7 protein-coding genes are annotated in these 13,414 nt (G+C 62.0%); all 7 read left to right on the forward strand.

Annotation, left to right across the window (positions count from 1 at the left end):
• Positions 1 to 8 precede the first annotated feature (8 nt).
• The 7 genes from GR197_RS05485 to GR197_RS05510 all read left to right on the forward strand — a co-directional run bounded on the left by GR197_RS05485 (position 9) and on the right by GR197_RS05510 (position 13,325).
• Entirely contained in the window at positions 9 to 1,076 is a 1,068-nt protein-coding gene (locus tag GR197_RS05485; protein ID WP_164007373.1) for an ABC transporter permease, read from the forward strand.
• Positions 1,073 to 2,008, forward strand: a complete 936-nt coding sequence (locus GR197_RS05490; protein ID WP_164007376.1) for an ABC transporter permease — start codon at positions 1,073 to 1,075, stop codon at positions 2,006 to 2,008. Before GR197_RS05485 ends, GR197_RS05490 begins: the two co-directional genes overlap by 4 nt.
• A complete protein-coding gene (locus tag GR197_RS05495; RefSeq protein WP_164007378.1) occupies positions 2,005 to 2,838 on the forward strand; it encodes an ABC transporter ATP-binding protein in 834 nt (277 codons plus the stop codon). The genes GR197_RS05490 and GR197_RS05495 overlap by 4 nt, the downstream gene beginning before the upstream one ends.
• Complete coding sequence (locus tag GR197_RS05500; protein WP_164007380.1) at positions 2,835 to 3,581, forward strand: ABC transporter ATP-binding protein; 747 nt, start codon at positions 2,835 to 2,837, stop codon at positions 3,579 to 3,581. The genes GR197_RS05495 and GR197_RS05500 overlap by 4 nt, the downstream gene beginning before the upstream one ends.
• A 162-nt stretch (positions 3,582 to 3,743) precedes the next feature.
• Positions 3,744 to 3,932 (forward strand): hypothetical protein, encoded by a 189-nt coding sequence (locus tag GR197_RS05505; protein WP_164007381.1) that lies wholly within the window; start codon positions 3,744 to 3,746, stop codon positions 3,930 to 3,932.
• Positions 3,933 to 4,078: 146 nt separating this feature from the next.
• Positions 4,079 to 4,243: a hypothetical protein gene (locus tag GR197_RS31900; protein ID WP_204330077.1), complete on the forward strand. Its 165-nt coding sequence runs from the start codon at positions 4,079 to 4,081 to the stop codon at positions 4,241 to 4,243.
• A gap of 562 nt (positions 4,244 to 4,805) precedes the next feature.
• Positions 4,806 to 13,325: a GH36-type glycosyl hydrolase domain-containing protein gene (locus GR197_RS05510; protein WP_164007383.1), complete on the forward strand. Its 8,520-nt coding sequence runs from the start codon at positions 4,806 to 4,808 to the stop codon at positions 13,323 to 13,325.
• Positions 13,326 to 13,414: the final 89 nt, after the last annotated feature.

Genomic DNA, 13,414 nt, shown 5'->3' on the forward strand with positions numbered 1-13,414 from the left:
TCAGTCGCTTGAGCACCGTCGAAACGACACAGGCGGCGCGGCCCCGAAAGGGCCGTGCCGGTGCCTTCGCAAAGGCGCTGGGGCGGTTCCTGTTTGCCGCCGTCACCACCTATTTCGGCCTTCTGGCCGTCACCTTCTTCATCGGCCGCGTTGTGCCGATCGATCCCGTGCTCGCCATTCTCGGCGATCGCGCCCCCACCCATGTCGTTGAGCGCGTGCGCGAGGAGATGGGCTTCAACCTGCCGCTCTATCAGCAGTTCTTCATCTATATCAAAGGCATACTGGCCGGCGATTTCGGCAATTCGGTGCTGACGACCAATCCGGTCATGGTCGATATCCGCCGTGTCCTGCCGGCAACCATCGAGCTCGCGACACTCGGAACGCTCATCGGCGCTTTCGTCGGCGTGCCGCTCGGCGTTCTCGCCGCCGTGCGTCGCGGCAGCATCGCCGACCAGGTCGTGCGCGTCGTCGGCTTGATCGGCTATTCGGTGCCGATCTTCTGGCTGGCGCTGATCTCGCTCGTCATCTTCTATGCGCGGCTGCGCTGGGTGGCTTTTCCCGGCCGCATCGACATCGTCTTCGAATACACCTTCACGCCGATCACCGGCCTGTATCTGCTGGACAGTGCCTGGCAGGGGCAATGGGATGTGTTTTACGATGTCTTCCGCCACATCATCCTGCCTGCATCGCTGCTCGGCTATTTCTCGCTCGCCTATATCAGCCGCATGACGCGCAGCTTCATGCTGAACGAGCTCTCCCAGGAATACATCGTTGCCGCGCGCGCCAAGGGGCTTTCGGAAACGCGGGTGATCTGGGGCCATGCGCTGCGCAATGCCGCTGTGCCGCTGGTCACCGTCATCGCGCTTTCCTATGCCGGCCTGCTCGAAGGATCGGTGCTGACCGAGACCGTCTTTTCCTGGCCGGGCATCGGGCTCTACATCACCAATTCGCTGCAGAACGCTGACATGAATGCGGTGCTCGGCGGGACGATCGTCATCGGCACTGTTTTCATCGGCATCAACCTTCTGTCCGATCTTCTCTACCGGACGCTCGACCCGAGGACGCGAAACCGATGACGGCCCCTGCCAGCCCATCCCAGCCGATGAGCCGCCGCGAATGGCTGCTTTCCGACCGGCCGCAATCGCGCATGCAGGCGCGCCTCGGCCGCGCCTACGTTACCTGGCGGCAGTTCACGGCCAACAGGCTCGCCGTCGTCGGCCTGCTGATCATCATCGCGCTGCTTTTCATCGCCGCTTTTGCCGATTTGCTCGCCACGCACAATCCCGTTATCGGCGATCTGCGCAACGCCCGTCTGCTGCCGCCGGGAACGGGGGAATTCCTGCTCGGCACCGATGACCAGGGACGCGATATCTATTCGCGGCTGATCTACGGATCGCGATTGACGCTGTTCGTCATCGTGCTCGTCGCGATCATCTCGGCGCCGATTGGTCTGATCGTCGGCACGGTCTCCGGTTATGCCGGCGGCTGGGTGGATGCGACGCTGATGCGCATCACCGATATTTTCCTTGCCTTTCCGAAGCTGGTGCTGGCGCTTGCCTTTGTCGCGGCACTCGGTCCCGGCATCCAGAACGCGATCATCGCCATCGCCATCACATCCTGGCCGCCTTATGCCCGCATCGCCCGCGCCGAGACGCTGACGGTCCGGCGGTCCGATTATATTTCGGCGGTGAAGCTGATGGGCGCCTCGCCGTTCCGCATCATCCTGCGCCATGTCATGCCGCTCTGCATTTCCTCGCTGATCGTGCGGGTGACGCTCGACATGGCGGGCATCATCCTGACCGCCGCCGGTCTCGGTTTTCTCGGCGTCGGCGCGCAGCCGCCGCTGCCGGAATGGGGGGCGATGATCGCCTCGGGACGGCGCTTCATCCTCGATCAATGGTGGGTCGCGGCGATGCCCGGCATCGCCATCCTCATCGTCAGCCTCGGCTTCAATCTGCTTGGTGACGGCCTGCGCGACGCGCTCGATCCGAAGGAGAGCGGCCAATGACGACACTTCTGACGGTTGATAAGCTCAAGGTCAGCTACCCCACACGCACCGGGGTGATCGAGGCCGTGCGCGGCGTCTCCTTCACGCTCGGCAAGGAAAGGCTCGGCATTGTCGGCGAATCCGGTTCCGGAAAATCGCAGACCGGCCGGGCGATCATGGGGCTGACGCCGAAACACGCTATCGTTGCGGCCGACAGGCTGGATTTCAACGGCATCGACCTGATCAAGGCCTCTGCCGGCGAAAGGCGCAGGCTGCGCGGCAAGCGCATCGCCATGATCCTGCAGGATCCGAAATATTCGCTCGATCCGGTCATGACGATCGGGCGGCAGATCTGCGAAACGCTGCGGACCCATGAGAGGGTCGGCAAGGCGGAGGCGCGCGAGCGCGTGCTCGCCATGCTGGAAGCGGTGCAGATCCGCGATCCGAAACGTGTCTTCGACCTGCATCCGCACGAGGTTTCAGGCGGCATGGGGCAGCGGGCGATGATTGCCATGATGCTGATTGCCGGGCCTGAATTGCTGATTGCCGACGAGCCGACTTCGGCGCTCGACGTGACGGTGCAGCTCGACGTGCTGAGAATCATGGACAGGCTGGTGTCGGAGCGCGGCATGGGGCTGATCTTCGTTTCCCACGATCTGAGGCTGGTCTCGTCCTTCTGCGACCGGGTCATTGTCATGTATGCCGGAAAGGTCGTCGAGGAGCTCGCGGCCGCCGATCTCAAACATGCGCAGCATCCCTATACGAGAGGATTGCTGAATTGCATGCCCGAGATCGGCCAGAACCGTCATCCGCTGCCGGTGCTCGATCGCAGGCCGGAGTGGGCCGCATGAGCGTTCTTGAGGCCGATAATCTCAGTGTCGTCTACGATCAATTCCACGCGCTGAAGGATGTCAGCGTTACCGTCGAGCGCGGGGAATCCTTTGGTCTCGTCGGCGAGTCCGGCTCGGGAAAATCGACTTTGCTGAGGGCCGTAGCCGGGCTGGCGCCGATCAGCGGCGGCGCGATCAACATCGACGGCGAAGCATTGAAGGGTTCGAAACGCAGTAAAACCTTCTATCGGCGCGTGCAAATGGTCTTCCAGGACCCGTATGGTTCGCTGCATCCGCGTCAGACGATCGACCGGCTCCTGCTCGAGCCGCTGGCGATTCACGGCATCGACGACGGCGAGACGCGCATCGCCCGCGCGCTCGACGAGGTCGGCCTCGGCAACGGCTTCCGTTTCCGCTACCCGCACCAGCTCTCCGGCGGCCAGCGGCAGCGCGTGGCGATTGCCCGGGCATTGATCGTCGAACCGTCAATCCTGTTGCTCGACGAGCCGACCTCGGCGCTCGACGCCTCGGTGCAGGCCGAGGTGCTGAATCTCTTGGAGCAGATCCGGCGCGACCGCAAGTTGACGTTCGTCATGGTGAGCCACGATCTCGGCGTCATCACCCATATGTGCGAAAGGTTGGCCGTGATGCGCAACGGCGCTGTCGTCGAACGTTTGAGTTCGGAAGAACTGGCAAGCGGCGCGGTTCGGGAGGACTACACGAAGAATTTGATGATCGCGAGCAAGGGGTTCGTCAAAGCCTGAAAGGCAATCTTTTCAAGCTGTTGAAAAGACAGGGTCGGGCGCAACGTTAAGGATAAGACTTTCCTAAAAGACGACCATTCAACTAGACTATTGACAGCTGCCTCGCTTCTGTCATGATCCTGTTAACGATTGTTAGCTTTCGTGATCGATGGAGGTTGAGACATGTTCTTTCTCGGTGGGATGACCATGGGTTATCTGGATCCTCCCGTCAAAGTCGATCGCCGGGAACAGATTTCGGTATCCCTTCCCGCGGAAAAGGACCGCCGTCTGATCGAGACTTCTTCCAATCCGCCGCAGAGCGAGAACGCCGTCGAGCGCTCGTTGATCTGGGCATGGCGCGTACTCTGCTAAAAAGACGGGCTGCTAAAAGCTTTGGTTGAATTTTCCTCTCCGTTCGCTCTGGACGGAAATTTATCTCTACCTAGTTGATAGAGAAAATACGAATATCAACGCGAGCCGCACAACCGGCCGCATGAAAACAACAACGGAGGCGACATATGGCAGATCTGGGTATTTCGCATGCTCACGTGAACCAGTATGGTTCCATCCCGGCCAAGAAGGCGCCCACCACGCGCCACAGGCTTCAGACGCTGCTTCATGGAGCGATCTTCACCGCGGCATTCCTGTTTGTCGTCGCCATGGTTTGCGGGGTCGTCGGGTAATCGGCAAATGACGGGCGCCGGAGATGCCGGCGCTGCGGGCGGTTTTCGCCTTTATTGAATTCCGGAACGTCTCATTCAACGCTCTCCCGACGCTCGAATGTCAAAGGCAAGTTGCCATAAGAGGGCATCTTGCTCTGGTTGATCGAAGCCGATCCCATCATCATTCTTCCGTCCTTCTTTCATTCATCAAAAACGGCCGCATCGACTTGTTCGTGCGACCGGAATCGGGGAGCTCCTGGCTGCCGGCACTTGGTGCCGGCATTTTGGTGCCTGCCGCCCAGATCAGCTTGCTGAGAGTGGCTCGTGCTTTTTGACTTGAATTATCTCGATAGTGTCCAAATTTTCGACATGGCTTTCGCGGAGAGGTACCGATGGTCCGACCACCCGTCGGGCCGCGTCCTTTGCCAGCGCTCAGCCCGTTAGCATCGCTTGGCCCAAGTGTCGTTCACCCCGGCTTCATCGATCTTTGAAGAATGGGGCTCCGTTCATGTAGCAGTCATGATAAGCAGTGCAAAAGGCTGAGCAAAACAGCCATAACTTCGTTTGGATCCAGAACCGAACCATGTCTATTTCTAATCTTTCTCCGAGCCTTCCGCGCGAACCCGAGATGAAGCAGATCGATCATAACGATTCGATCCGCTCGACCTATCTTGCCATCGAGGACATCAAGGCGATGGGCGATGCGGTCGCCCGTAGCGGCGTCGACCAGCTGCCGGCTTTCGCCCCGTTCGATTTCTTCGCGCGCCACAAGGAAAACGAGAAGGAAATTCTGCGCGTCTACCGGACCACGGCGACCGACGTCGAAGCCGGCGAGACGATCACGCCGGCGGCGGAATGGCTGCTGGACAATCATTATATCGTCGAAGAAGCGATCCAGGAGGTGCGGCGTGACTTCCCCCGCCGCTTCTATCGCGAATTGCCGACCATGGTCGTCGGCGGTGTCGAGGTGCCGCGCACCCTCGTGCTTGCCTGGCTCTACGTCGCCCATACCCACAGCACGATCTCGCAGGAAAGCCTGACGGCCCTGGTCGACGGTTTTCAGGCCAACGAGACGCTGAGGATCGGCGAACTCTGGGCATTGCCTTCGCTGGTGCGCTACGTGCTGGTGGAAAATCTTCGCCGCATTTCCAGCCGCGTCGAAGCCAGCCGCCGCATGCGCCGCCGCGCCAACGAGGCGGCTGACGAATTGGTGCGGCTGAGCGATCCGGCCGGGGCGGCCGCCTACCTGAAGACGCTGGAACCGCTTGCCGAGGACAATACTTTCTCGACACAGTTCCTCTATCGCCTTCGTGACGGCTCGCAGACGTCGAGTCTCGCCATCACCTGGCTCGACGAGCGGCTGGAAGAACTCGGCCGCAACAGCGAAGAGACGACGACGGCCGAACACAGCCGCCTTTCTTCCGGCAACGTGACGATGGGCAACATCATTCGCAGCCTTCGCGAGATCGACGATGCCGAATGGTCGGTCTGGGTCGAGCAGGTCAGTCATGTCGACAAGCTGCTCTGGGAGCATTCCGATTACGGCATTCTCGATTCCGGCTCGCGCAACAAATATCGCAAACAGATCGAAAAGCTGGCCAAACGCTCGCCGCTGACGGAAATGGAAATCGCCCAGCTGGCGCTCGACATGACGGCTGCTGCCAAGGCCTCCGACGAGCCGCAGCCGCATGAGCCGAATGTCGGCGGTTTCCTGTCCGGCGCGCAGCGGCCGAAGCTGGAGGCGCGTTCGAATTATCGCCCGACGGTCATCCAGCATTTCGTGCGTGCCGTGCGTCGGTTCAACTGGCTGGCAATTGCCGTGCCCGTCATGCTGCTGACGATCATCGCCATGGCGATCGTCGGCCGGTTCATGGCGAATGCCGGCATGGGGGCGATCGAAATCGCCCTGCTGCTGATCATGTTCTCAGTGCCGGCGTCGGAGGGGGCAACGGGTCTCTTCAACACAGTGCTGTCCTTCTTCGTGACGCCGGCGCGCCTCGTCGGATACGAGTTCAAGGAAGGCATTCCGGAGGACGCGCGCACCCTGCTCGTCGTGCCCTGCCTGATCTCGAACCGTGACAGCGTCGACGACCATGTGCGCAATCTCGAGGTTCATTATCTTGCCAATCCGCGCGGTGAGCTCTATTTCGCGCTGCTCAGCGATTGGCCGGACAGCGAGGCCGAGGAAACGCCCGCCGATCTCGAGGTTCTCGACTATGCCCGGCGCGAGATCGCCAATCTTTCCGCCCGTTATGCCTATGACGGCAAGACGCGTTTCTATCTGTTGCATCGCCGCCGTCTCTACAATCCCTCCGAAGGCGTCTGGATGGGCTGGGAGCGCAAGCGTGGCAAGCTGCACGAGCTGAACATGCTGCTGCGCGGCGACCGCGACACGACCTATCTGCCCGGCGCCAACACCGTGCCGGCCAAGGTGCAATATGTGATGACGCTCGATGCCGACACGCGCCTGATGCGCGATGCCGTCACCAAGCTCGTCGGCAAGCTCTATCATCCGATCAATCGCCCGGTCATCAATCCGAAAACCGGTCGTGTCGAAAGCGGCTACGGCGTGCTGCAGCCGCGTGTCACCCCATCGCTGACGACGGGCAAGGACGCGTCGGTCTTCCAGCGCGTCTTTTCGATCAACCGCGGCCTCGACCCTTACGTCTTCACCGTTTCTGACGTCTATCAGGATCTGGCCGGCGAAGGCACCTTCACCGGCAAGGGTCTTTATCATGTCGATGCCTTCGAAGCGTCGCTGAAGGGCCGGATCGACGAGAACTCCGTGCTCAGCCACGATCTTCTAGAAGGCTCGATGGCGCGTTGCGCGCTCGTCACCGATCTCGAACTGGTTGAGGATTTCCCGATCCGTTACGAGGTCGAGACCTCGCGTCAGCATCGCTGGGCACGTGGCGACTGGCAGCTGCTGCCCTATATGTTCAATCCGAAATACGGCGTCACGGCACTCGGCCGCTGGAAGATGTTCGACAATCTGCGCCGCTCGCTGACGCCGATCGCCTGGTTCTTCGCCTCCGTGCTCGGCTGGTATTGCATGAACCCGCTCGGCGCACTGATCTGGCAGATTCTGCTGATCTTCTGCCTCTTCGTCGCGCCGACGCTGTCGCTCATCAACGGCATCATTCCGCGCACCAGCGATATCATCGCCCGCGCTCACCTCTACACGGTGTGGTCCGATATCACCGCCGCCAATGCGCAGGTTGCACTGCGGATCGTCTTCATCGCCGATTCGGCCGCGATGATGGCTGATGCGATCGGCCGCTCGCTCTACCGCCTCTTCGTCAGCCGCAAGCTGATGCTGCAGTGGCGGACCGCCGCCAGCGTTCAGGCCGGCGGCCAGGGGACGCTGATTTCCTATTACAAAGGGATGTGGCACGCACCGGCGCTGGCGCTGCTGGCGCTTGCGTTTGCAGCCCTGCCCGGCGGCAGCGCCTTCGTCGTCGGCATTCCCTTCGCACTGTTGTGGATCCTGTCGCCTGTCGTCGCCTGGTATGTCAGCCAGTCGGCAGAGACCGAGGACCGGCTCGAGGTCGCCGATTCTGTGTCGAGCGAACTACGCAAGATCGCCCGGCGCACCTGGCGTTATTTCGAGACCTTCACCACGGCCGAGCAGAATTATCTGCCGCCGGACAATATCCAGGAAACGCCGCATGTCATTGTCGCGGCGCGCACCTCGCCGACCAATATCGGCGTCTATCTGCTCTCGGTCGTTTCCGGCCGGCAATTCGGCTGGTTCTCCTTCGAGGAGACGCTCGAGCGGCTGGAACAGACGATTTCGACGATCGACAGAATGGAGAAATTCCGCGGCCATCTGTTCAACTGGTACCACACCGATACGCTGCAGAGGCTTGGGCCGCGTTATGTCTCGGCGGTCGACAGCGGCAATCTCGCCGGCCATCTGATCGCCATTTCGTCGGCCTGCCGCAACTGGGCCGAGGCGCCGTCCGCCCATATGCAGGGCAATCTCGACGGCGTCGGCGACACAGCCGGCATTCTCGGTGAAGTGCTGGCCGACCTGCCCGATGACCGTAAGACCGTGCGGCCGCTGCGCCGGCGCCTGGAGGAACGCATCGTCGGCTTCCAGAACGCGCTTGCCGCCGTCAAGCGCGAGCATGAATTCGCCTCGATTCGCATCATCAACCTCGCTGTTCTCGCCCGCGACATCGAAAAGCTCGCCGCCAATCTCGACCATGAGGTCAAGTCGAAGCAGAGCGAAGAGGTCACCCAATGGGCGGCTTCCCTTGTGAAGGTCTGCGAGGCGCATATTTCCGACAGCACCTTCGACCTTTCCAAAGTCGATGCGCTGAGGCCGCGCCTGGTGGCGCTGCGCGACAAAGCCCGCGATCTGGCGTTCTCGATGGATTTCGGCTTCCTGTTCCGGCCCGAGCGGCGCCTGCTGTCGATCGGCTACCGCGTCGAAAGCGGTGAACTCGACCAGGCCTGCTACGATCTTCTCGCCTCGGAATGTCGCCTGACCAGCCTGTTCGGCATCGCCAAGGGCGATCTGCCGACGGAGCACTGGTATCGCCTCGGCCGCCAGGTCGTTCCTGTGGGATCGCGCGGCGCGCTGGTCTCCTGGTCCGGCTCGATGTTCGAATATCTGATGCCGCCGCTCGTCATGCAGGAGCGCGGCGGGGGGATTCTCAACCAGACCAACAATCTGGTCGTCGTCGAACAGATGAACTACGCCCGCAAGCTCGGTATTCCGTGGGGCATTTCGGAAGCGGCCTTCAATGCCCGCGACCATAATCTCAATTATCAGTACACGAATTTCGGCGTGCCGACGCTCGGCCTGAAGCGCGGCCTCGGCCACAATGCCGTCATTGCGCCTTATGCATCGCTGCTCGCCAGCCAGTACGACCCGCCGGCCGCGCTCGAAAATCTGCAGAGGCTGCGCAAGGTCGGTGCGCTCGGCAAGTTCGGCTTCCACGATGCCGTCGACTTCACGCCGACGCGCGTGCCGGAAGGCAAAAAATGCGCTGTGGTCTACAATTATTATGCCCACCATCACGGCATGTCGATCGCCGCCGTTGCCAACGTCGCCTTCAATGGCCATCTGCGCGAACTCTTCCACGCCGATCCGGTCATCGAGGCAGCCGAGCTTCTGCTGCAGGAAAAGGCGCCGCGCGACATTCCGGTGATGAGCGGCAAGCATGAATCCGACACGCCGGCCAGCATCCAGGACGATCTGCTGCGGCCGGAGATCAGGAAGATCAGCGATCCGGCTTCGCGTGACCGCGAACTGGTGTTCCTGTCGAACGGCCATTATTCGCTGATGCTGACGGCGACCGGCGCTGGTTATTCCCGCTGGAACGGCCTCTCCGTTTCCCGCTGGAAAGCCGATCCGACCGAAGACCGCTGGGGCAGCTTCATCTTCCTGCGCGATACCGCCACGAATGAATGGTGGTCGACGACTTCGGAGCCGAAGGGCGTCGAAGGCGAAAAGATCAAGGTCGAATTCGCCGACGAGAAGGCGCAGTTCACCAAGACGGTCGGCGACCTCACAAGCGAGGTGGAGTGCATCATTGCGACCGAGCATGATGCCGAGGCCCGCCGCGTCACCCTGCTCAATATGGGCACGGAAGACCGTTTTATCGAAGTGACCTCCTATCTCGAACCGGTGATCACTTCCGACGATACCGACAATGCGCATCCGGCATTTGCCCGGATGTTCGTCAAGACCGAAATCGGCAAGCGCGGCGACGTCATCCGCGCCGAACGCAACAAGCGCGATCCGAACGAACCGAACATCAGCATCGCCCATCTGATCGTCGACAATGCCGGCGATACCCGCCACACGGAATTCGAGACCGACCGGCGCAAATTCATCGGCCGTGGCCGCAGCCTTGCCGATGCGGCCGCCTTCGATCCCGGCGCTACGCTTTCCGGCAGCGACGGTTTCATGCTCGATGCGGTAATGTCGCTGCGCCGCACCGTCCGCGTGCCGGCCGGCAAGAAAGTCAGTGTGATCTTCTGGACGATCGCTGCGCCAAACCGCGACGAAGTCGACAAGGCGGTCAATCGCTATCGTCATCCCGACGCCTTCAACCACGAGCTGGTCCAGGCCTGGACGCGCACGCAGGTGCAGATGCGCCATGTCGGCGTTACCTCGCAGCAGGCAGCGGCCTTCCAGCATCTCGGACGCTACCTCGTCTATCCCGACATGCAGCTGCGCAAGGACGAGGCGACCGTCGAGGCCGGCCTGCAGTCGCAATCGGCGCTTTGGCCGTTGGCGATCTCCGGCGATTTCCCGATCTTCACGCTGCGCATCAACGACGACATGGATCTCGAGATCGCCCGCGAGGCGCTGCTGGCGCAGGAATATCTGCGCTCGCGCGGCGTCACCGCCGATCTCGTCATCATGAACGAACGCGCCTCTTCCTATGCGCAGGATATGCAGCACGCGCTCGACGCCATGTGCGAAAACGTGCGCCGCATGGGCCAGGCCGACGGATTGCGCCAGCATATCTTCGCGGTTCGCAAGGATCTGATGGAGGAGAACACCTATCACGCGCTGATTGCGGCTTCCCGCGTCACGCTGCATACGAAGAACGGCAAGGTGGTCGACCAGATCAACCGCGCCGTGGCGCTGTTTGCACCCTCCAAGGAGGAGCTGCAGGAGATGGAACGGGCCGAGCGCAACAAGGCCCCGGTCAAGCGTATCGCGCCGGTGCCGCCGCCCGTTGTGCCCGCCGTCGTCATCGAGGAGGAAGGCGATCTCGACTTCTGGAATGGCATCGGCGGTTTTGCCCGCGATGGACGCGAATACGTCGTTCGGCTGCCCGGCGGTCACGCGACGCCGCAGCCGTGGATCAATGTCATCTCCAATGACAGGTTCGGCTTCCACGTGTCGGCTGAGGGCTCCGGCTTCACCTGGAGCGCCAATTCGCGCGATTATCAGCTGACCTCCTGGTCGAACGATGCGGTGGTCAACCGTTCCGGCGAGGCGTTCTATTTGACCGATCTCGACAGCGGTGCCGTCATGACGCCGTTCGCAGCGCTTTCCCGCCGGCCGGACATCCGTTTCGAAACCCGCCACGGGCTCGGCTATTCGGTCTTTTCCAGCGTTCAGAACGATATCGCGCTCGAGCTGACGCAGACGATCGACCGCGAAAGGCCGGTGAAACTGCAGCGCCTGCGCCTGCGCAACACCGGTTCGACCAGCCGCAAGCTGCGTCTCTATGGTTATGTCGAATGGATCCTCGGCAGCAATGCGGCACGCACGGCACCGTTCATCCTGTCTCAATATGACGAGGAGACGGGCGCGCTGTTTGCCACCAATCCCTACAGCATCGATTATTCCAACCGCACGGCCTTCTTCGCGGCCAGCGAGGCGCTTTCGAGCTTCTCGGCAAGCCGGCGCGAATTTGTCGGCAAGGCGGGAACGATCCAGGCGCCGCAGGCCGTTACCTCCGCCGCTGCCCTTTCCAGCACGGCCGACCTTGACGGTGATCCGGCCGCAGCGTTTGCGATCGACGTCGAGCTCGGCGCCGATGAGGAGCGCGACTTCACCTTCTTCCTCGGCGATACGCCGACGGAGGAAGAAGCGCGCAGCGTCATCGCCGAGATCCGCAAGGTCTCGTTCGACGATGCCGTCGAGGCGAACCGAACCTTCTGGCGGGATTTTACCGGCAGGCTGCAGATATCGACGCCAGATCGTGGAATGAATAACCTCGTCAACACCTGGTTGCCCTATCAGAGCCTCGGCTGCCGCATCATGGCCCGCACCGCCTTCTACCAGGCAAGCGGCGCCTTCGGCTTCCGCGATCAGCTGCAGGACACGCTGGCCTTCGTGCTGCACGAACCCTCGCTTGCCCGCGGGCAGATCCTCAATGCCGCTTCGCGCCAATTCCGCGAAGGCGACGTGCAGCATTGGTGGCTGCCCGGAACGGGTGCGGGCGTGCGCACGTTGATCTCGGACGACGTCGTCTGGCTCGCTTACGCCATCCATCATTATTGCGGCGTCACCGGCGATAAGAGCGTGCTCGACGAGCAGATCGCCTTCCTGGAAGGGCCGGCTCTGCTCGAAGGCCAGCACGACTCCTTCTACAGGCCGGAGATTTCCGAGGACAAGGCGAGTGTCTACGAGCATGCAGCGCTGGCGCTCGATCTCGCCATCGCCCGCAAGGGTGCAAACGGCCTGCCGCTGTTCCTTGGCGGCGACTGGAACGACGGGATGAACCGCGTCGGCATCGGCGGACGCGGCACCAGCGTCTGGCTCGGCTGGTTCCTGGCGGGCGCATTGCGCTCCTTTGTCCCCTATGCCGAAGAGCGCGGCGACACGGCCCGCACGGAGCGCTGGTCGGCACATCTGATTGAGCTGAAGAAGGCGCTCGAAACTGCGGCCTGGGATGGCGGCTACTATCGCCGCGGCACGTTCGACGACGGTGCGCTGCTCGGCTCCAGGGAAAGCCCGGAATGCCGGATCGATTCGATTGCGCAGTCCTGGAGCGTGCTGTCGGGCGAGGGTGATCCGGCCCGCGCCGTCACAGCGATGGACGCCGTGCTCGACCAGCTGGTCGACGAGGATGCCCGAATCATCCGGCTGTTCACGCCACCTTTCGTCAATTCCGCGAGGGATCCCGGCTATATCAAAGCCTATCCGCCGGGGGTGCGCGAAAACGGCGGACAATATACCCACGCCGCAACCTGGGTGGTGATGGCGTTGGCGGAGCTGAAGCGGGGCGATGATGCCTTCCGCTGCTTCCAGCTCCTCAACCCGATCACCCATGCGCTCGACAAGGCTTCGGCGGAACAATACCGCGTCGAACCCTATGTCGTGGCTGCCGACGTCTACGGCCATGAGCCCTATACGTCGCGCGGCGGCTGGACCTGGTATACCGGCTCCGCCGGGTGGCTCTACCGCGCCGCCGTCGAAGGCATCCTCGGCATCCGGCTGAAGGGCGGCCGGCTCTACGTGCGGCCGTCACTCCCTTCGGAATGGGACGGTTTTGCGGCAGAGGTGGAGCAGGGCGGCGGCAAATACCGCATTTCGGTCTCAAAAGCGTCCAATGACAGCGGCTACACTCTGTCTATCAACGGCTGCGAAGTCACTGATCCCGAAGAGGGATATCCGCTCGGATAACAGCGTTCTCCACGCTGAAAAATACGGCGATTCGCGGCGGCCAAAAGGGAACCCTTTTGGCCGCCGTCGCGTTTGCAAATCGGATGACA

Origin of the sequence: Rhizobium phaseoli, from assembly GCF_010668805.1 — a bacterium.
GTDB lineage: Bacteria > Pseudomonadota > Alphaproteobacteria > Rhizobiales > Rhizobiaceae > Rhizobium > Rhizobium phaseoli_A.